This is a genomic window from Paraburkholderia sp. SIMBA_030, assembly GCF_046535245.1.
Classification (GTDB): Bacteria; Pseudomonadota; Gammaproteobacteria; order Burkholderiales; family Burkholderiaceae; genus Paraburkholderia.
In genome coordinates this window covers 145,219-163,869 of the sequence record NZ_JAWRXB010000004.1, presented here as the reverse complement: position 1 = coordinate 163,869, position 18,651 = coordinate 145,219, and the positions used below count along the sequence as shown (strand labels likewise).

Genomic DNA, 18,651 nt, shown 5'->3' with positions numbered 1-18,651 from the left:
GCATGACGGTGAGCACGACTCGTAAGCCGGATGGCCGGCCGCCGGATGGCCGGCCCCCGGTAGGCCGGCCCCCGGTAGGCCGGCCCCCGGAAATCCTCGCGCTCGGCGAGGCGATGATCGAATTCAACCAGTCGGCGAAGGATCAACCGAACTACCTGCAAGGCTTCGGCGGCGATACGTCGAACTTCTGTATCGCGGCGGCGCGGCAGGGCGCGAGGACCGGTTTCGTCTCGGCAGTCGGCAGCGATCATTTCGGGCGTTTGCTGATCGATCTGTGGGAGCGCGAGCAGGTGGATACGTCGCTCGTGCGTGTCGATGAGCACGCATCGACCGGCGTGTATTTCGTCTCGCACGGTCCCAGCGGCCACGCGTTCGACTATTTGCGCGCCGGCTCTGCCGCGAGCCGCTACGCGCCGCACGATCTGCCACTCGAGGCGATTGCCGCTGCCCAGTTCGTGCATCTGTCCGGCATCAGCCTGGCAATCAGCCTGAGCGCCTGCGATGCAGCGCTCGCCGCGATCGAACATGCGCGTGCCAACGGCGTGCGCGTGAGCTTCGATACCAACCTGCGCTTGAAGCTGTGGCCGCTCGGCCGGGCGCGCGCGGTGATGCTCGAAGCGATCCGCCAGACCGACATCTGTTTGCCGAGCTGGGACGACGTGACCGAACTCACCGGCCTGACCGGTCGCGACGAGATCGTCGATTTCCTGCTGTCGCGCGGCCCTCGCGTGGTCGCGCTCAAGCTCGGCAAGGAAGGCTCGTACATCGCGACGCCCAATGAGCGGCGCGTCGTGCCGGGCCACGCCGTCGACGCGGTCGACGCGACCGGCGCGGGCGACTGCTTCGGCGGCGCGTTCATCGCGCGCATGGTGGCCGGCGACGACCCATTCGAAGCGGCGCGCTATGCGAACGTCGCCGCCGCGCTGTCGACGCAAGGTTACGGCGCCGTCGCGCCGATCCCTTCGCGGGCGACGGTCGAACACATCCTGGCGGGCTGATCGCGACGCGCTGCGACGCGCGGCCCGCCAAGGCAAGATCATCTTGATGAGACTAAAGAGGAGCGAGCGATGCAACGGGACGTAGTGGTGGTAAGCGGTGTGCGTACGGCAATCGGCGACTTTGGCGGCAGCCTGAAGGATTTTCCGCCGACCGATCTCGGGGCCCGCGTGGTGCGTGAAGCGTTGGCGCGTGCGAACGTGTCGGGCGACGAAGTCGGCCATGTGGTGTTCGGCAACGTCGTCCATACCGAACCGAAAGACATGTATCTGGCGCGCGTGGCCGCGATCAACGGCGGAGTCGCACAACACGCGCCCGCGTTGACCGTGAACCGCCTGTGCGGCTCGGGCTTGCAGGCGATCGTGTCGGCCGCGCAAAGCGTGCTGCTGGGCGACGCCGATATCGCGATCGGCGGCGGCGCGGAAAACATGAGCCGCGCGCCGTACTCGATGCCCGCCGCGCGCTTCGGTCAGCGCATGGGCGATGCGCGTCTCGTCGACATGATGGTGGGTGCGCTGAACGACCCGTTCCAGTCGATCCATATGGGTGTGACCGCCGAGAACGTCGCGCGCAAATACGACATCTCGCGTGAAACACAGGATGCGCTCGCGCTCGAATCGCATCGTCGCGCGGCTAATGCGATCACGAGCGGCTTTTTCAGGGAACAGATCCTGCCGATCACGATCCCGTCGAAGAAGGGCGACGTCGTGTTCGATACGGACGAGCACGCACGCATGAATGCGACTGTGGAAGATTTTTCGAAGCTCAAGCCGGTGTTCGCCAAGGAAAACGGCACGGTGACGGCCGGCAACGCGTCGGGCATCAACGACGCCGCCGCGGCAGTCGTGCTGATGGAGCGCAGCGTCGCCGAACAGCGCGGCATCAAGCCGCTGGCGCGGCTGGTTTCGTACGCGCATGCCGGCGTCGATCCGGCATACATGGGCATCGGCCCGGTGCCGGCGACGCGCAAGGCGCTCGAGCGCGCCGGCCTGACGGTCGCCGATCTCGACGTGATCGAAGCGAACGAAGCGTTTGCCGCTCAGGCGTGCGCGGTCAGCAAGGAACTCGGCCTCGATCCCGCGAAGGTCAATCCGAACGGCTCGGGCATTTCGCTCGGTCACCCGATCGGCGCGACCGGCGCGCTGATTACCGTCAAGGCGCTGTATGAATTGCAGCGGGTTGGTGGCCGGTATGCGCTGGTGACGATGTGTATCGGCGGCGGCCAGGGCATCGCGGCGATCTTCGAACGGATCTGAGGCCGGGCAGCGAACGCGTATCGGGCAGGCAAGCAGGTATCGGGCAACAAGGAAGGAAACGGATGCGGGAACTGAAAGCGATGAAGGGTGCGGTGCGTCGGCGCGGTTGGGCAGTCATGAGCGTCGCCGCACTGCTGTGTGCCGGCGCGGCGGCGTTGATGCCGGCGCAGGCATGGGCGGAAAGCGACGCGGTAAAGGAATTGGCGGCGCCGCCGCCGATTCAGTTGCCGCTCAAGCCGAGCCCCGAATTCGCGAAGTTCCCGCGCTACGCCGGTATGCTGGGCTCGCGTCAGATCGTGCTGCGGCTCGGCGCGAAAACCGACGATCCGGCCGGCGTGCACGGCGAGTATCAGTACACCGATACCGGCGAAGTGATCCTGATCGCCGGCGACCGCGACGGCGATGTGCTCGAAGTCGAAGAATCGAACGACGGCACGCATATCACCGGGAATTGGGTCGGCAAGTTCGCCGCCGATGGTTCGGTCACGGGCGAACGGATGAACGTCGACGATTCCAGCCCGCTGGCGTTCGATCTGAAGCCGCTGGCAGCGGGGCAGGCCGTGCCGGCTGCTACGGCTGCTGGCCCTGAGAGTAAGGCCGCGCCGACGCCGCAGCCATCCGCAGGCGCCACCGGCGCCGCTGCACCGGCTTCGGCGGCCGGTGGCGGTCATGCCGTGGGCGGGGTGAGCAACCTGCAAACCGGCGAGTGAAGCTGGCTGCCGAACGGGCCTGACAGCCCGAGAGCCGTCGGTAAAGCGAAATCCCGCCGGCTCGTCTACTCTTGCATGTGCGGCGCGTGGCAGATCCGCGCTCGATCTGCGTCTCGATTCGTTTCCGTCCGGTTCTTATCTACGTTCACCATGACCCAATCCAAACTCAAACGCGGGCTGCAAACCCGCATCGTGCGCGCCGAGGATCAGCTCACGCCGGGCTTCGAGTCGTTTTCGATGCCGGTTATGCGGGCTTCGACGGTCGTGTTCCCCGATCTCGCGACGATGCGCGCGCTCGACTGGAAAAACGACGCGCAATGGCGCTACGGCCTGCACGCCACGCCGACTTCGCTCGCGCTGGCGCAGCGGCTCGCCACCATCGAAGGCGGCAATCACGCGTTGTTGCAACCGTCGGGGCTGTCGTCGATTTCGAACGTGTACTTCGGCCTCGTCAAGGCAGGCGACGACGTGTTGATTCCCGATAACGTCTACTCGCCGAACCGCGATCATGGTGACTGGCTGGCACGCGATTTCGGCATCACGGTGCGTTACTACGATCCGATGATCGGCGCGGGCATCGCCGATCTGATCCAGCCGAATACGCGTTTGATCTGGCTGGAAGCGCCCGGCTCGGTCACGATGGAAGTGGCCGACGTGCCCGCGATCACCGCCGCGGCGCAAGCGCGCAACGTCGTCACGGCCATCGACAATACGTGGTCGGCGGGGCTCGGGTTCCGGCCGTTCGACCACGGCGTCGATATCTCGGTGCAGGCGCTGACCAAGTACCAGTCGGGTGGTGGAGACGTGCTGATGGGCGCGACCATTACCGTCAACCGCGAGTTGCATCTGAAGCTGAAGGCTGCGCGCATGCGCATGGGCATCGGTGTGTCCTCGGACGACTGTTCGCTGATTCTGCGCAGTCTGCCGACCATGCAACTGCGCTTCGAACAGCATGACCGCGCGGCGCTTGGCCTTGCCAAATGGCTGAAGACGCGGCCGGAAATCGCCGCGGTATTGCACCCGGCGCTGTCCGATTGTCCGGGGCATGAATTCTTCAAGCGCGACTTCACGGGCGCGGGCGGTCTATTTTCCGTGGTGTTCGACGAACGTTACAGCGCGGTGCAAATCGATACGTTCTGCGAGTCGCTGGAACTGTTTTCGCTCGGCTGGAGTTGGGGCGGCGCGCACAGTCTCGCGATGCCGTACGACGTCGCGTCGATGCGCAGCGCAGCGCAGTGGCCGCACCGCGGCACGCTGGTACGGTTTTATATCGGCCTGGAAGAGGAAGCCGATTTGCGCGCGGATATCGAGCACAGCCTGGCGGCGCTGGGTTGAACGCCTGAACGTTTCGGCAATCTGTCATGCAAGCCTATCGGGACACGGTTCCGGTGGGTTTTTCTCTTTGTCAATGTAACCAGTAAGCCTAACCATTCGGCCGAATGGTCGACGCCGGATCTAGACGCTACGATATGAGGCAGTGACAGCGTTGGAGAGGGGGCGTGGCGAGGTGCCGACCTTGGCGTTCGCCATTGTTGGATTCTGCGTGTTGGCGTTTTCCTGCTCGATCCTTGTGATGTCGATGTCGCTTGCTTCGTACGATCTTCGATCCAGTAGCAGGACGGGCACAAAACAGAGCGTGCTTGTTGGCGAGTACTGGTGCCGTGGAGCAATCGTTGGGTCGATTTCTGCGGCGGCCGTTGCCGCGATTTTATTCGTAGCACTACATGTTCACCTCATCGAGTTTTTTTAGATAGTGGAGCATTTATACTGCTCCCGCTAAAGGAGGCAACATGAAAAAGCTAGTCAAATTTTTCGCGTCCGAGCAAGGCTTCGATCGGATGTGCTGGTGGGCGGGCGGCGTGTTTTTCTCCTGTCTGGTCTTCGTGACCACCGCGTTTGTCATAGCGTCGCACACCAGGTGAGTCCGAGGCGTGCGCCGGCGTCGCGCTCTGCCTGCCGGCGCATCGCCGGTGCATTAAAACAGCCGCAACAACCCATCCAGCCCGACATGGTTGAAGGCGACGCTAGCGGCTTCGCGCACCACCGGCTTCGCACGGAACGCGACGGATAGGCCCGCCGCACCCATCATCTTCAGATCGTTCGAACCGTCGCCGATGGCGATCGCGCGGGCCGGTTCGATGCCCAGTTGGGCACACGTTTCGCGCAGCGTGCGTGCCTTCACGTCAGCGTTGACGATCTCGCCGCTCACCTTGCCGGTCAACTTCCCGTCCACGATTTCGAGCGTGTTGGCGCGCGTGAAATCCAGACCAAGCCGAGCCTTCAGTTTTTCGGTGAAGAACGTGAATCCGCCAGACACCAGCAGCGCTTTCAATCCCGCAGCCTTCGCGCCGGCCAGCATCCGTTGCGCGCCCGGCGAGAGCTGCAGCCGCTCTTCATAAACGCGGTCGAGCGCGCTGGCGTCGAGTCCTTTGAGCAGAGCCACGCGGCGTGTCAAGCTTTCATTGAAGTCCTTGATTTCACCGCGCATCGACGCTTCAGTGATCGCGGCCACTTCGGCTTTCAGCCCGCAGAAGTCGGCGATTTCGTCGATGCACTCGATCGTGATCAGCGTCGAATCCATGTCCATCGCGACCAGCCCGAAATCGCGCAACTGGCGGCCTGCTTCGACAAACGCGTAGTCCAGTTGATGGGTGCCGCAATAGACCTCCAGATCGGCGCGCTGCGAAACGGCGGCGTCGGCGATGCGAATCGCGTTCGCGTCGATGACGCTGCCGTGCGAGCCGCGTGCGAGCGCAATGAGCGTTTTATGATGGTCGGCGGACAGGGGCGCGGGGCTTTGGATGACGAGGTTCATTGACGGCGCAGTGACGCAGGAAGGGACGGGCGCGCGGCGCGCGCGGAAAATCCCGCTATTGTAACGGTTCGGCGCCATGCAGCCCGCGTGCAACCGTCAGGCGGCCGGTTCATACTGGCGCATCGAACGACGCCCCTGCATCCATTGCGCTCATCGAACCGATTGTGTCCACCCGGCGGCGCACGGCATACCGCATGCATTGGATCAGCCACGAGGCGCATCACTACGGAGACAACCGATGACCCCGGCGACCGCCACCGACGCGCTCACCCTTGCGCGCGACTTCGATCTGCGCCACCTGAGCCCGGCTTTCTACACCGACCCTTACCCGGTCTACCACGCGCTGCGTACGCATGAGCCCATCAAGCGCATGCCGGACGGATCGCTCTTTCTGACGCGTTTTCGCGACGTGCAGGCGGTTTACCGCGACCCCAAAACTTTCAGTTCCGACAAGACTGTCGAATTCGGGCCGAAATATGGCGATTCGCCGCTCTACACGCATCACACGACCAGTCTCGTCTTCAACGATCCGCCGCGGCATACGCGGGTGCGCAAACTGATCGCCGGCGCGCTGACGGCGCGCGCGATCGCGGCGATGGAGCCGGGCCTGGTCCGCCTCGTCGACGGCTTGCTCGATGCCGCCGCCGGGCGCGGCCGGATCGACCTGATCGGCGAATTCGCGTCGGCGATTCCGGTCGAGATCATCGGCAATCTGCTGGACGTGCCGCATGCGGAGCGCGAGCCGTTGCGCGGCTGGTCGCTGGCGATTCTCGGCGCGCTCGAGCCGTCGCTGAGCGACGCGCAGTTCGAACGCGGCAACCGCGCGGTCAGCGAATTCGTCGGCTATTTGCAGGACCTGGTGGCGCGGCGCCGGCGTGAACCCGGCGATCCGCAGCATGACGTGCTGACGCGCCTGATCCAGGGCGAAGAGGGCGGCGAGCAATTGTCGGAAACGGAACTGCTGCAAAACTGCATCTTCATTCTGAATGCCGGTCATGAGACGACCACCAATCTGATCGGCAACGGCCTCGTCACACTGACCCAATGGCCGGAGCAGCGCGCCGCGATGTTGCACGAACCGTCGCTGATCGAGTCGGCGATTGAAGAGTGCTTGCGCTTCGAGAGTTCGAATCAGCTCGGCAATCGGATGACGACCGTGGATACGGAGATCGGCGGTGTTGCGGTGGCGCGCGGCACGCCCGTCACGTTGTGCATCGGCGCGGCCAATCGCGACCCGGACCAGTTCGCCGAACCGGATCGCTTCGACATCCGCCGCGATCCGAACCGGCATCTGGCGTTTGGCTTCGGCATTCATCAATGCGCGGGGTTGTCGCTCGCGCGACTCGAGGCGCGGATCGCTATCGGGCGCTTTGTGCAGCGTTTTCCCGCTTATCGCCTCGACGGCGAACCGACTCGTGGCGGGCGCGTGCGGTTTCGCGGTTTCGCCTCGGTGACGGTCGAGATCGACCCGACGAGCTGAGCGCGACATCGCAACTGTTCGAAACGTCGGCACCCTGCCGCCGCCGACGAGCCGGCACGCCGCATCTTTTGCCGACATGGCGCAAGACTTACAGCCGATGCCTTGAGCGGCAAGTACGCCGTCACGCCGCCTGCCGCGCGGAACCGCGTGGCACGCTTGCTGCTTCACCCCAAGGATGAGGGACTTTGGGGCGCACGATGGCACACATGATCTGGAAGGGCGCAATCAGCTTCGGCCTCGTCCATATACCGGTGCAACTGTACCCGGCGACGCACTCGGAAAAGGTCGGTTTCAATCTGCTCGACAAGCGCTCGATCGATCCGGTCGGCTATAAGCAGATCAACAAGCGCACCGGCAAAGAGGTCGCGCGCGAGAACATCGTGCGCGGGTTCGAGTACGAAAAGGACAAGTACGTCGTGCTGTCCGATGAGGAGATCCGCGCGGCGAATCCCGAGTCCACGCAGACGGTCGATATCCTCGCATTCGTCGATGCGCCCGAGATCTCGTTTCTTTATCTCGACACACCGTACTTCCTCACGCCGGATCGCAAGGGCGAAAAGGTGTATGCGCTGCTGCGCGAGGCGATGAAGTCGTCGGGCAAAGTAGGTGTGGCGAGCGTTGTGCTGCATAACAAGCAGCATCTCGCGGCCTTGGTCCCGGTTGGTCCGGTGCTGGCGTTGAATACGCTGCGCTGGGCCGCCGAAGTGCGCGACTTCGACGAATTCAAGCTGCCGGTCGACGATCCGAAGAAAGCCGGCATCACCGCGCGCGAGCTCGAGATGGCGAAAAAGCTGATCGACGACATGAGCGACACGTGGGACCCGGCGAAGTACCACGACACGTTCCGCGATGACATCATGGCGCTGGTCGACCGCAAGATCCGCGCAGGCAAGACCGAGGAAATCTCCGAGATCGAAGCGCCACAGGCGTCGCGTCAATCCGCCGATATTCTCGATTTGTCCGACCTGCTCAAGCGCAGCCTCGGCCGCGGCAAAGGCAAGCCGGCGGTGGGCGCGCGCAAAAGTACGGCAGACGATGAAGATGACGCGGAAGCCACCGCACCGGCTCGCAAGAAACCGCGCGCGGTGAGCACGCCCCGCAGCGGCGGCAGCGGCAGCGGCGGCAAGACCGCTTCAGCGGCGCGCAAACGACGCGCGGCCGCCTGAAAGGGAAACCGGATAGCCGCACGCCGGTGCATTGTGCTTCCGCGCCTCAGTCGGTCGCCGCATCCCAATACGGCGGATCGCCGAAATGCTCGGCAAGGAACTCGATGAAAGCCAGCGTCCTGGGCGGCACGAACGCGCGGCTCGGATAGACCGCCCAGATTGCGACCTTCTCCGCGAGCGGATAGGTGTCGAGCACGCTGACCAGTTCGCCGCTGCGCAGATATGGCGCAACGTCCCATGTCGATTTGAGCGCGATGCCGAAACCGGCCAGGAGCGCGTCGCGAATCACTTCGCCGTTGTCGGTGACGAGACGCCCGCTCACACGCACATCGAGCGGACCGGCGGGCGTCACGAACGCCCAGTCGCGCTGGTCCGAGAGGATCATGCATTCGTGCTGTGTCAGATCCGAAGGATGATGCGGCGTGCCGCGCGCGGCGAGATAGGCAGGCGCCGCGCAGATCACACGGCGGTTTGTCGCGAGACGCCGCGCCACCAGCGACGAATCCTTCAACACGCCGATCCGGATCGCCATGTCGATGCCCGCATCGACCAGATCGACCAGTTGATCGGTCAGCCGCAAATCGACGCTCACGCCGGGATAGCGGCGCAAGAATTCGCCGATCACCGGTGACACGTGCTGCCGCCCGAACGACGACGGCATCGACACCCGCAAGCGGCCCTGCGGTTCGGCCTGGGCGCGACCGACCGAGGCGCGCGCGGCGGCGGCCGCATCGAGCAGCGTCTGGGCGCGCATCATGAACACTTCGCCGTCCTGGGTGAGACTGATACGGCGCGTGGTCCGGTGCAGCATGCGCGCGCCGAGCAGCTTTTCCAGTTGCGCGATCCGCGAGCTTGCCACCGCCGCCGACAAGCCGAATTCGCGCCCGGCCGCCGACAGATTGGCCAGCAAGGCCGCCCGGACAAACAACGCGACGTCGAGCAGATCGAGGCGCTCCCGGTCGTGGAGCATGGGTGACGCGGAATGGGCAGGGCGATTCATTCTTCTGAAATTCAAAATGATGTTTCAGTCATTATGGCGGTTTTATGAGAATAAGAACCGGCTTACGATGACGTCAAGGTGATCGACGGCGGCGTTGCGTCGGCAGTGAGGCGCACCAGACGCCACCCGCCGGGTTCGCCAGTCCTTCAACCCAATCTGAACAAACAGGAGTTGTGATGAAAGCAGTCGGTCTCTATCGTTATTTGCCGATCGATCAAGCCGAAGCGTTGATCGATGTCGCCATCCAGAAACCCGAAGCCACCGGCCGTGACCTGCTGGTGAAGGTCGAAGCGATCTCGGTCAATCCGGTCGACACCAAAGTGCGCGCCCCGAAAGACACCGTCGAGAAAACGCCGCGCATACTTGGCTGGGACGCGGCCGGTACGGTGGTGGCGGCCGGGCCGGACGTCACGCTCTTCAAGGTCGGCGATCCGGTGTTTTATGCCGGCAGCATCACGCGGCCGGGCGCCAATAGCGAGTTCCATCTGGTCGATGAGCGCATCGTCGGGCGCAAGCCGGCGTCGCTCGATTTCACCCACGCGGCCGCTTTGCCGTTGACCGCGATCACCGCGTGGGAAGCGCTGTTCGATCGCCTCGGCGTGTCGCCGCAAGGCGCGCACGAGGGCCGCACGGTGCTGATCATCGGCGGTGCGGGCGGGGTCGGCTCGATCGGAATCCAACTGGCGAAGCAACTCGCGAAGCTGAACGTGATCGCGACCGCCTCGCGTCCCGAATCGGCGAAGTGGGCGACGGCGTTGGGCGCGGATCACATCATCGATCACTTCGGCGATATGCCCGCGCAGTTGAAGAAGATCGGCATCGACCAGGTCGATTACGTGCTGGTGTTCAACGACACCGACAGGCACTTCCCGGCGGCGGCCGAAGTCGTCAAACCGCAGGGCGGCATTTGCACGATCGTCGAAAACAGCAAGCCGGTCCCGGTCGAACTGTTGAAGGCGAAAAGCGGCGCGTTCCATTGGGAGTTCATGTTTACGCGTTCGATGTTCGGCACGCCCGACATGATCGAGCAGCATAAGCTGCTGACCGAAGTAGCGCGTCTGGTCGATGCGGGCACGTTGCGCACGACAGTCGGTCAGGATCTCGGCAAGATCAACGCCGAAAACCTGCGCCGCGCGCATCAACTGCTCGAACAAGGGCGCGCGATCGGCAAGCTGGTGCTGACGGGTTTCTAAGCCGCGCATAGTCCGACGACGGAGCATGGCCGGCCTCGCAGATGCGTTGCCGGCCATGTGTCTTTCGGATAGGACCTCACGCGAGGTCGTGGCGTTGCGCAGGGGCGAATCGCACACGCAGAAAACGCGTCACCGCAAGCGGGTTAACACCCGATTCGTATGAAGCGCGCGCATGGCCGCTTGGCGTTAGACTGGTAGCGCATCATGCTAAAACAGTTGCGTGTCTCGTGGTTCGCCCGGCCGGTCGCCATCAGGCTCGAGTCAGGCAGTAGTGCTTAAGCGAGCCCGCAGCGGCACAACAACGAGGTGACAGTATGAGCTTCAGACTTTCCGCCGTTTCGCTTGTCGCTTCCCTCGCCTGCGCGTTGGCGCCCGGCGTGCTCGTGCCGGTGGCCCGCGCGGCCACGCCGATTACGGTCACGTCGCAGTCCGCCACCGATGGTCCGATCCGCTATACAGTCCGCGTCACGTCGAAACAGTTCGGCAATTCACAGGAAACGCGCACGATCCGCTCCGGCGAATCGGATGACTTCACGTGGAAGACCGTGCCGCCGGGTGGGCCGGTCCCCGCGGCTGACACCTGTCCGAATTATGCATCGCTGCCGGTCGATACCAACGGCGCGATGATTCGTCAGACGCAGATCCGCTTTGCCCCTGTGGTTGCCGGTGACGGCACCGCGACCGTGCAACTGAGCTTCCAGGCGCAGACGCCGCACGGCGTCAAGACGGTGACGAACGCCGGTAAAACGCTCAAGTGTCCGAACGACGTGCGCGTCAGCCAGATTCTGCGCTTTACGATGCCGACCAACGGCACTACGAAGACGCTGACGCTCACCGATGGCACCCAGGTGGCGGTCTCGGCGAAGCGTTGAGTGATGCGCGCGGAGGGTAGTCAACGCTGCGCGGCCGGCCGCTCCAACAGCCGCGCGCCCAGAAACCGATGCTCGGCCGAGAAGAGCCGCCGGTAGGTCAGCAGCACCGCGCCCACCGTCCCCAACGCCGACGATGCCGCGATCAGAAACATGATCACAATCTGATAGCGCACCGCCTGCAACGGCGACTGACCGGCCAGCACCTGGCCGGTCATCATGCCGGGCAAACTCACCACGCCGACTACCGCCATCTGATTCAGCGTCGGCATCATGCCCGCGCGCACGGCCTGCCGCGCCGGTGCCTGCGCCGCTTCCCAACGCGTCGCGCCGAGTGCGAGCGCCATGTCGACGCGGTCGCGCCGCGCGGTCAATTCCTCGGTCATTCGTTCGATGCCGAGCGACACGCCGGTCAGCGTATTGCCGAGGATCATGCCGAGGATCGGGATCGCATATTGCGGCTCGTACCATGGATGAATGCGAATCACGACGAAGAGTCCGACCGCCGCCACCAGCCACGAACTGACCCAGATCGACAGCACGCTGTCCACACGTTGCCCGGCATAGGTGCGGATGCCGCGCTGCGCGCCCGCGAAGCCGGCGATCAGCGTCATCACGATCATCAACGGCAGTACCACGAACCAGCGGTCATAGCGGAACACCCAGCCAAGCACATAGCCGATCGCCAGCAACTGCAGCACGGTTCGCGCTGCCGCCCACGCCAGCGTGCGCTCGAGGTCCAGCTTGAGGGCCACCGAGACCACGCCGTTCACGACAATCAGTAACGCAGCAATCGCCACGTCCCAGAGGCTCAGGTTTTGCAATGTCATTGGCCGGACTCCTGATGAGCCTGCGTCACGGTTGATTCGTCGAGCACACCCGCGCGCATCGTCAGATGCCGCTCGCTCATGCGCACGGCCTGCGCCGGATCGTGCGACACCCACACCGATGCATGCCCGCCTGGATCGGCATCGAACCACGCGTGCACCAGGCCCTCGATCGCACGCGACGATTCCGGGTCGAGCGATGCGGTCGGCTCGTCGAGCAGCAGGACTTCGGGCGCCAGTTGCAAGACACGGATCAGCGCGGTGATCTGCGCCTCGCCGCCGGAAAGTTCGCTCGCGCGCTTGTCGAGGAAATCGCCGCCGCGCCCGGCCTGAGCGGCGAGGCTCGCCGCACGCGCCCGGTCGAAACGGACATCGCGATAGGTTCGCAGCTCGAACGGATAGCGCAGATTGTCTTCGACGCTGCCGTCGAGGAGCGCGGGCCGTTGCCGGATATACGCGACGTTGCGGCGGTAACGGGGAATCGCGGCGCGCGCGACCGGCGCGCCGTGCCACATGATGCGTCCTGCATCGAGTGGATCGAGCAGGGCCAGCGCGCGCAGAAACACGCTTTTGCCTGACCCCGACGGCCCGGTGACCGCGACCCGGTCGCCAGTCTGCAAGGCGAAATGGGTCGGCTGCAGGAGGCTTTGCCCACGCAGCGCATCGCGCCGGGCGATGCCGTCGGCAAGGACTAAAGGAACATCGTTCATGAGCGGCGTTGTGGTGGGGTTTTGCATTTTTCCGGGCGTGGCCCTGACGCCGCCGCGACATTCCCATCGCATGCAACGTTCACTTGAGTTGTGCGGCATGATAAAACGACAACTATCTGGCACGATACGTGCGGTCAAATATACAACGAAGAAACCTCGGAGCCCTTCATGGCAGTGTCGAGCACAATTGGAAGACGGATCGGAAAAATCATCGCATGGCTGGTGGGGATCGTCGTCGTTCTGATTGCTGCGCTGTCGATTTTTATTCTGACCTTTGACTGGAACCGGGCTCGGCCGTGGGTCGACGACAAAGTCACGCAGGCGATCGGCCGGCCGTTCGCGATCACCGGCGATCTGAAAGTAGGGTGGCGACAGCCGGTGGGCGAGACCGGTTGGCATAGCTGGGTGCCTTGGCCGCGCTTCTCGGCGGCCAACATCACGGTGGGCAATCCCGAGTGGAGCAAACAGTCGCACTTCGCGACGCTCGACGAGATCGACTTCGAGGTCAAGGTACTGCCGCTGCTCGCCCACGACATCGTGATTCCCGCGATCAACCTTGTGAATCCTTCGGTCGACCTGGAGCGCCTGCTCGACGGACGCAATAACTGGACCTTCAATTTACCCGCTTCGACAGGGCCTTCGGAATGGAAGCTCGATCTGCACGACATCGCGTTTGCGAAGGGCAATGTCGCGCTGTCGGACCAGCAGAAGAAGATCGAGATGCAGGCCGTCATCGATACGCTCGGCCAGCCGATTCCGATCGGCGAGGCGATGAAGCAGCAGGAAGAGGCATCGCGCAACGCGTCGGCGGAGGTGGTTGGCAAAGCGGGCGCGAGCAAGCTTGCCGCGCAGGCGAGCGCCGCGGCGGCGTCCGAGGCAGCAGCGGCTTCGGCGGCGGCATCGGCATCGGCATCGGCCGCTGGCGGGACGAGCGCGGCGGCCAGCGCCAAGCCGGCGATTGCGCCGTATGCGATTGGCTGGACCATCAAGGGCACCTACAACAAGACGCCGCTGTCGGGCAGCGGCAAGTTCGGCGGTGTGCTGGCGTTACAGGATGCGAACCGGCCATTCCCGGTGCAGGCCGATGTCAAGACCGGCGATCTGCATGTCGGCCTGGTTGGCACGATTACCGATCCGGCACACCTTGCCGCGGTCGATCTGCGCTTCTGGCTGCAAGGCAACAGCATGGCGCGGCTCTATTCGCTGACCGGTGTGACCTTGCCGGAGACGCCGCCCTATGCGACCGAGGGCCGTCTTGTCGGTCAGTTCAAGGCTGGCGGCAGCGTCTTCAGGTATGAAAACTTTACTGGCCGGGTAGGCGGTAGCGATCTGAATGGTTCGCTGACCTATACGGCGCGCGAGCCGCGTCCGCTGCTGGAGGGGGAGTTGGTATCGCACCTGTTGCAGTTCGCCGATCTGGCCCCGGTGATCGGCGCGGACTCGAACGCCAGCAAAGCCAGGCGCGGCGACACGACGCGACAGCCCGGCAACAAGGCGCTGCCGGTCGAAGAATTCCGCACCGACCGCTGGAAGGCGATCGACGCCGACGTGAAGTTCACGGGCCGCCGCATCGTCAAGGACGTGAACCTGCCGATCACCGATCTGTACACGCACGTTATCCTGACCGACGGCGTGCTGTCGCTGGAGCCGTTGAAGTTCGGCGTGGCCGGCGGCACGCTGGCATCCGACATTCATCTGGACGGCAGCACGGCGCCGCTCAAGGGGCGCTTCGCCACATCGGCGCGTCATCTGAAGCTCAAGCAACTGTTTCCGAACGTCAAGACGATGCAAAGCGCGCTTGGCGAGATCAACGGCGACGCGTCGCTGAGCGCGACCGGCAATTCGCCGGCGGCGTTGGCCGCGACTTCGAACGGCGAGGTGAAGGCGCTGATTACCGACGGTACGGTGAGCCGCCTGTTGATGGAGGCGGCCGGCCTGAACGTGGCGAACGTTGTCTACGAAAAGCTGTTTGGCAATCGCGACGTGAAGATCAACTGCGCCGTGGCCGATTTTGTCGCGACCAACGGCGTGCTTGATTCGCGCGTCTTCGCGCTCGATACGGACGATGCGGTGATCGACATCGACGGCGACGTGAATTTCCGCGACGAATCGATGAACCTTGGCGTGCATCCGCATACCAAGGGTTTCCGCGTGTTTTCGCTGCGCTCGCCGTTGTATGTGAAGGGGACTTTCAAGGATCCCCATGTCGGGGTGAATGCTACCGCGTTGGCATTGAGGGGCGGTGCCGTTATTGGGCTTGGGTTGATCAATCCGTTTGCGGCGTTGATTCCATTGCTCGCGCCTAGCAATAGTAAGCCGTTGGCTTGTAATCAGTTGCTGTCGCAGGTAAGGCAGGTGCCGACTGCGCCGCCGCCGGGGCAGAAGCAGATGCCTAAGGCTGCTATTTCATTGGACGGGGTGACGGGTAATAAGTCTGGTTCTTCCGCTGCTGCGGGCGGTAAGAAGCCGGCTGTCGCGGCGCCGGCTAATGCGGCTGAATATAAAGGGAGTTGAGGTTTTTGCCTTTGGCGACGGCAAAGGCAAAAAACCTTACCTCAAAGACCGCGGAGCGGCATCTCCAGCGGCATCCTGCCGCCGGACCCCCCTCCGGGCGCCACCAATCCGGGTGGCGCCGAACTCCGTCAGGATCTTCCCTCTCGCCCGGCTGGCAAAGACCAAAAACCCAAACCCATCGGCCTCATACCAATACCCGCCGTTCTCCAGCCCATCGAGCGGCTGTTCCAACGCATTGGTAATGGACTCGATACAACGCCGCCGCAATTCAGCGGGCGCCGGATAAGGCGGCTGCGCTCCTCGCACGCTGCACAAAAGAACATCGAGCCCTGGCAACACGTGCGCATAGAGCACCGGTTCGTCCTGCGCGCGAGCGCGCGCAATCTTGGTGTCGAGCTGACCGAATGGTTTGAAATGCCGCAGCACCGCGAGGAACGACTCATCGCCGTCCACCTTCGCGCGTCTACGCTTTTTCGGGAAGGACATAAAAATTCGCCTGAAAAAGAATTGCAAGAAACGCAGCGTCCTCATGCGACCACTCCCGGCTTCGCGCGCCGCACGTCGATCTTTTATAGCATACGACAAGGCTGGATTCACGGTGATTCGACGACCGCGTCGTCACACCGCCTCCAGCACGAATCATGCCGAATCGCCTCGCCGCGCGCTTTCGCTTCCCAGCACATCTGTCTCCATCATAGACGCACGCGCCGCCGAAAAAACACATGTGATCAATAAAAAAGTCATTTTTATGTGGGCGGGCGCATCTTGCCGCTACGTTGAAATATCTCACATTCGCGTCGATAATGGCCCGTCCGGCTGCGCCGCGCCGTGCCCGCCAGCACCGCGGCCCGGCAGCATGGCCAGGCTGCAAACTGTCCTCGCGTGCCGCCGGGGCCTGAGTGACCCATTGGGCGAACATGAAACTTTTCACCAAGGGTCTGCTGCTGATTGCAGTGCCGTGCGTGGTCGAGCTGGCGCTTCTGGGCGTCGTCTTCGATACCCAGGAGCAAACGGCGCAGGCCGCGCAGTGGGTCGCCAACAGCAAGCAGATCCTCTATCAGTCGTCGGCCATCGTCGATCCGCTGCTGCGTCAGGCCGCGCGGGTGCGCACGGGTATGGTCGTCGGCGATCCATTGTTTATTGACCGGCATACAGTGTGGGTCGAGCTCGGCGACCGGCTTGCGCATCTCGAGGCGCTGGTCGCCGATACGCCGCAGCAAGTCCGGCGCGTGCGCCAGATGCAACAGGCGATCGAAGCGTATCGCGCGCAGAGCGCCGCGGTCTCGCAGGCGCTGCATGCGGGGCGCAGTCTGAATTCGTTCGCCGCGCTGGAAGGCGGTGCGCTGCCTCAGCAGATCGCGCTGTTCCGCGACGAGCTTGCTGCGTTCGGCAGCGAGGCGTCACGGCTCGACGCGGAGCGCGGCGCATCCCTCACGCGGCGCCGCGAGCGCCAGCAATATGCGCTGATCGCCGCGGTGATCGGCTCGATGCTGATCTGGGCGGCCACCGCCGTGGTGTTTGCGCGCAGCATCGGCCGGCGGTTGGAAGTGTTGACCGGTAACGCCGAGCGTCTGGGTAACGGGCGGCCGCTTGCGGCGCCGCTCTCCGGCGACGACGAAATCGCCGCGCTCGATGCGGTGCTTCATCAGACGGGCGTCCGTTTGCGCGAAGCGGAACGCGAGCAGGCCATGCTGAAAGCGCGGCTCCAGGCGCGCGCACAGGAACTCGCAGGCGTCAACGAGGAGTTGCGCCAGGAAACACAAGACAACGAAATGTTCATCTATAGCGTGTCGCACGATCTGCGCTCGCCACTGGTGAATCTGCAAGGTTTTTCGAAAGAGTTACAGGTGTCGTGCGACGAACTGCACAGCACCGTCGAGGCGGCCGATTTGCCGCAAGGCGAGCATCGACGCATGGTGCATATTCTCGACGGCGACGTGCGGGAGTCCTTGCAATATCTGCGTACCGCGGTGACGCGGGCCGCGGCGATCATCGACGCGTTGCTGCGCATTTCGCGCGCCGGCCGGCTCGAATATCAGTGGCAGCGCGTGAGCGTCGGGCGGGTGGTGGATCGGGTGGTCGATGCGCTGCAGGGCACGATCAAGCAGCGCGCGGCGGTGGTCACCGTGCGTGAGTTGCCGCCCGTGTGGGGCGACCCGGGCGCGATCGAACAGATTTTCAGCAACCTGATCGGCAACGCGCTTAACTATCTCGACCCGGTGCGTCACGGGCGCATCGAGATCGGCGCGCTGGAGCCGGAACCGGTGGAAGAAAGGGAGCCGGGTGTGCTGCGCACCCGCACCTATTACGTGCGCGATAACGGACTTGGAATTCCGGCCGCGTATATGTCGAAGGTGTTTCGCGCGTTTCAGCGGCTGCACGGTGACATCGCTGGCGGCGAGGGCATCGGGCTTGCGGTGGTGCGGCGCATGGTGGAGCGACACGGCGGCCGGGTTTGGGTGGAGTCGGCGGAAGGCGCGGGGTCGACCTTTTTCGTCGTGCTGCCGGAACAGCCGGCGCGCCATTAAAGTGTTATCGAATTGAGATCGGCAGCCGGGGCAATAGTGGGGATACTTAGAAGCATTATGCATAAACGAATCGCCGGTATGGAGGGCATATGAGTCACGGGGAGACGGTCAGCATCGTGCTGATCGAAGACGACGACGGCCACGCAACGCTCGTCGAGCGCAATTTGCGCCGCGCCGGCATTTCGAACGGTTTCGTGCGTTTTCGCGACGGTCAGCAAGCGCTCGATTATTTTTTCGGCCCGGCGCCGGCCGACCCCGCCGCGAGTCCCTATCCGCCACGCGAAGATCTGACGAATTTCGTCGTGCTGCTGGACCTGAAGATGCCGCGCGTCGATGGTTTCGAAGTGTTGCGGCGTTTGAAGGATTCGCCGCAGACCGCCGCAGTGCCGGTCATCGTCCTGACCACGACCGACGATCCACGCGAAATCGCGCGCTGCTACGAACTCGGCTGCAACGTCTATATCACCAAGCCGGTCGAGTACGATGCGTTCATCGAAGCGGTGCGGCGGCTGGGCTTTTTCCTGCAGGTGGTCAAGCTGCCGCCCGGTCATCGGCTGGCGGCGTCATGAAGGGCGTCTCATAGCGGG

At 63.9% G+C, this 18,651-nt stretch carries 17 protein-coding genes; 12 read left to right on the top strand and 5 right to left on the bottom strand.

Annotated features, from left to right (window positions below; genetic code table 11):
- The first annotated feature begins 2 nt into the window (after positions 1 to 2).
- From SB772_RS08220 to SB772_RS08200, 5 genes are all read left to right on the top strand, one after another.
- Positions 3 to 998 carry a sugar kinase gene (locus SB772_RS08220; protein ID WP_410832770.1) on the top strand — a complete coding sequence of 332 codons (996 nt, stop codon included), beginning with the start codon at positions 3 to 5 and terminating at the stop codon, positions 996 to 998.
- A 69-nt stretch (positions 999 to 1,067) separates the two neighbouring features.
- Positions 1,068 to 2,252 (top strand): beta-ketothiolase BktB, encoded by a 1,185-nt coding sequence (gene bktB / locus SB772_RS08215; protein ID WP_410832769.1) that lies wholly within the window; start codon positions 1,068 to 1,070, stop codon positions 2,250 to 2,252.
- Positions 2,253 to 2,314: 62 nt separating this feature from the next.
- On the top strand, positions 2,315 to 2,962 hold the full coding sequence (locus SB772_RS08210) for a hypothetical protein (RefSeq protein ID WP_410832768.1): 648 nt from the start codon (positions 2,315 to 2,317) through the stop codon (positions 2,960 to 2,962).
- Between the two features lie 150 nt (positions 2,963 to 3,112).
- Positions 3,113 to 4,297, top strand: coding sequence for a cystathionine beta-lyase (locus SB772_RS08205; RefSeq protein WP_410832767.1), 1,185 nt, complete (start codon positions 3,113 to 3,115; stop codon positions 4,295 to 4,297).
- 455 nt (positions 4,298 to 4,752) lie between these two features.
- Complete coding sequence (locus tag SB772_RS08200; protein WP_410832766.1) at positions 4,753 to 4,884, top strand: hypothetical protein; 132 nt, start codon at positions 4,753 to 4,755, stop codon at positions 4,882 to 4,884.
- 53 nt (positions 4,885 to 4,937) lie between these two features.
- On the opposite strand, the gene serB is transcribed toward SB772_RS08200, so the two are convergent.
- A complete protein-coding gene (gene serB / locus SB772_RS08195; RefSeq protein WP_410832765.1) occupies positions 4,938 to 5,777 on the bottom strand; it encodes a phosphoserine phosphatase SerB in 840 nt (279 codons plus the stop codon).
- A 238-nt stretch (positions 5,778 to 6,015) separates the two neighbouring features.
- Between serB and SB772_RS08190 the strand changes: the two genes are divergently transcribed.
- Both SB772_RS08190 and SB772_RS08185 read left to right on the top strand, forming a co-directional pair.
- Positions 6,016 to 7,257, top strand: coding sequence for a cytochrome P450 (locus tag SB772_RS08190; RefSeq protein ID WP_410832764.1), 1,242 nt, complete (start codon positions 6,016 to 6,018; stop codon positions 7,255 to 7,257).
- A gap of 197 nt (positions 7,258 to 7,454) precedes the next feature.
- Positions 7,455 to 8,423 (top strand): Ku protein, encoded by a 969-nt coding sequence (locus SB772_RS08185; RefSeq protein ID WP_410832763.1) that lies wholly within the window; start codon positions 7,455 to 7,457, stop codon positions 8,421 to 8,423.
- 46 nt (positions 8,424 to 8,469) lie between these two features.
- Here SB772_RS08185 and SB772_RS08180 read toward each other — a convergent pair whose 3' ends face one another.
- Complete coding sequence (locus SB772_RS08180) at positions 8,470 to 9,423, bottom strand: LysR substrate-binding domain-containing protein (protein ID WP_410832762.1); 954 nt, start codon at positions 9,421 to 9,423, stop codon at positions 8,470 to 8,472.
- 176 nt (positions 9,424 to 9,599) lie between these two features.
- On the opposite strand from SB772_RS08180, the gene SB772_RS08175 reads away from it, so the two are divergent.
- Entirely contained in the window at positions 9,600 to 10,616 is a 1,017-nt protein-coding gene (locus SB772_RS08175; RefSeq protein ID WP_410832761.1) for a zinc-binding alcohol dehydrogenase family protein, read from the top strand.
- A gap of 314 nt (positions 10,617 to 10,930) precedes the next feature.
- The gene (locus SB772_RS08170) at positions 10,931 to 11,488 is read left to right on the top strand and encodes a DUF6013 family protein (RefSeq protein ID WP_410832760.1); all 558 of its coding nucleotides are present in this window, start codon (positions 10,931 to 10,933) and stop codon (positions 11,486 to 11,488) included.
- Between the two features lie 20 nt (positions 11,489 to 11,508).
- Here SB772_RS08170 and SB772_RS08165 read toward each other — a convergent pair whose 3' ends face one another.
- Together SB772_RS08165 and SB772_RS08160 are read right to left on the bottom strand one after the other, a co-directional pair.
- Complete coding sequence (locus SB772_RS08165; protein ID WP_410832759.1) at positions 11,509 to 12,315, bottom strand: ABC transporter permease; 807 nt, start codon at positions 12,313 to 12,315, stop codon at positions 11,509 to 11,511.
- A complete protein-coding gene (locus tag SB772_RS08160; RefSeq protein WP_410832758.1) occupies positions 12,312 to 13,022 on the bottom strand; it encodes an ATP-binding cassette domain-containing protein in 711 nt (236 codons plus the stop codon). Before SB772_RS08160 ends, SB772_RS08165 begins: the two co-directional genes overlap by 4 nt.
- Positions 13,023 to 13,190: 168 nt before the next feature.
- Here SB772_RS08160 and SB772_RS08155 point away from each other — a divergent pair, with 168 nt between their 5' ends.
- Positions 13,191 to 15,536 (top strand): AsmA family protein, encoded by a 2,346-nt coding sequence (locus tag SB772_RS08155; RefSeq protein ID WP_410832757.1) that lies wholly within the window; start codon positions 13,191 to 13,193, stop codon positions 15,534 to 15,536.
- A 36-nt stretch (positions 15,537 to 15,572) separates the two neighbouring features.
- Here SB772_RS08155 and SB772_RS08150 read toward each other — a convergent pair whose 3' ends face one another.
- A complete protein-coding gene (locus SB772_RS08150) occupies positions 15,573 to 16,067 on the bottom strand; it encodes a hypothetical protein (protein ID WP_091794435.1) in 495 nt (164 codons plus the stop codon).
- A 386-nt stretch (positions 16,068 to 16,453) separates the two neighbouring features.
- Between SB772_RS08150 and SB772_RS08145 the strand changes: the two genes are divergently transcribed.
- On the top strand, positions 16,454 to 18,064 hold the full coding sequence (locus SB772_RS08145; RefSeq protein WP_410832756.1) for a sensor histidine kinase: 1,611 nt from the start codon (positions 16,454 to 16,456) through the stop codon (positions 18,062 to 18,064).
- Positions 18,065 to 18,153: 89 nt separating this feature from the next.
- The gene (locus tag SB772_RS08140) at positions 18,154 to 18,633 is read left to right on the top strand and encodes a response regulator (RefSeq protein ID WP_410832755.1); all 480 of its coding nucleotides are present in this window, start codon (positions 18,154 to 18,156) and stop codon (positions 18,631 to 18,633) included.
- Positions 18,634 to 18,651: the final 18 nt, after the last annotated feature.

What these genes read in the sequence shown, in the direction of transcription:
- SB772_RS08220 (WP_410832770.1), top strand. Translation starts at nt 3, where the DNA reads ATGACGGTGAGCACGACTCGTAAGCCGGATGGCCGGCCGCCGGATGGC.
- SB772_RS08200 (WP_410832766.1), top strand. Translation starts at nt 4,753, where the DNA reads ATGAAAAAGCTAGTCAAATTTTTCGCGTCCGAGCAAGGCTTCGATCGG.
- SB772_RS08150 (WP_091794435.1), bottom strand. Translation starts at nt 16,067, where the DNA reads ATGAGGACGCTGCGTTTCTTGCAATTCTTTTTCAGGCGAATTTTTATG.
- serB (WP_410832765.1), bottom strand. Translation starts at nt 5,777, where the DNA reads ATGAACCTCGTCATCCAAAGCCCCGCGCCCCTGTCCGCCGACCATCAT.
- SB772_RS08185 (WP_410832763.1), top strand. Translation starts at nt 7,455, where the DNA reads ATGGCACACATGATCTGGAAGGGCGCAATCAGCTTCGGCCTCGTCCAT.
- bktB (WP_410832769.1), top strand. Translation starts at nt 1,068, where the DNA reads ATGCAACGGGACGTAGTGGTGGTAAGCGGTGTGCGTACGGCAATCGGC.
- SB772_RS08155 (WP_410832757.1), top strand. Translation starts at nt 13,191, where the DNA reads ATGGCAGTGTCGAGCACAATTGGAAGACGGATCGGAAAAATCATCGCA.
- SB772_RS08210 (WP_410832768.1), top strand. Translation starts at nt 2,315, where the DNA reads ATGCGGGAACTGAAAGCGATGAAGGGTGCGGTGCGTCGGCGCGGTTGG.
- SB772_RS08170 (WP_410832760.1), top strand. Translation starts at nt 10,931, where the DNA reads ATGAGCTTCAGACTTTCCGCCGTTTCGCTTGTCGCTTCCCTCGCCTGC.
- SB772_RS08180 (WP_410832762.1), bottom strand. Translation starts at nt 9,423, where the DNA reads ATGAATCGCCCTGCCCATTCCGCGTCACCCATGCTCCACGACCGGGAG.
- SB772_RS08140 (WP_410832755.1), top strand. Translation starts at nt 18,154, where the DNA reads ATGAGTCACGGGGAGACGGTCAGCATCGTGCTGATCGAAGACGACGAC.
- SB772_RS08205 (WP_410832767.1), top strand. Translation starts at nt 3,113, where the DNA reads ATGACCCAATCCAAACTCAAACGCGGGCTGCAAACCCGCATCGTGCGC.
- SB772_RS08190 (WP_410832764.1), top strand. Translation starts at nt 6,016, where the DNA reads ATGACCCCGGCGACCGCCACCGACGCGCTCACCCTTGCGCGCGACTTC.
- SB772_RS08145 (WP_410832756.1), top strand. Translation starts at nt 16,454, where the DNA reads ATGAAACTTTTCACCAAGGGTCTGCTGCTGATTGCAGTGCCGTGCGTG.
- SB772_RS08160 (WP_410832758.1), bottom strand. Translation starts at nt 13,022, where the DNA reads ATGAACGATGTTCCTTTAGTCCTTGCCGACGGCATCGCCCGGCGCGAT.
- SB772_RS08165 (WP_410832759.1), bottom strand. Translation starts at nt 12,315, where the DNA reads ATGACATTGCAAAACCTGAGCCTCTGGGACGTGGCGATTGCTGCGTTA.
- SB772_RS08175 (WP_410832761.1), top strand. Translation starts at nt 9,600, where the DNA reads ATGAAAGCAGTCGGTCTCTATCGTTATTTGCCGATCGATCAAGCCGAA.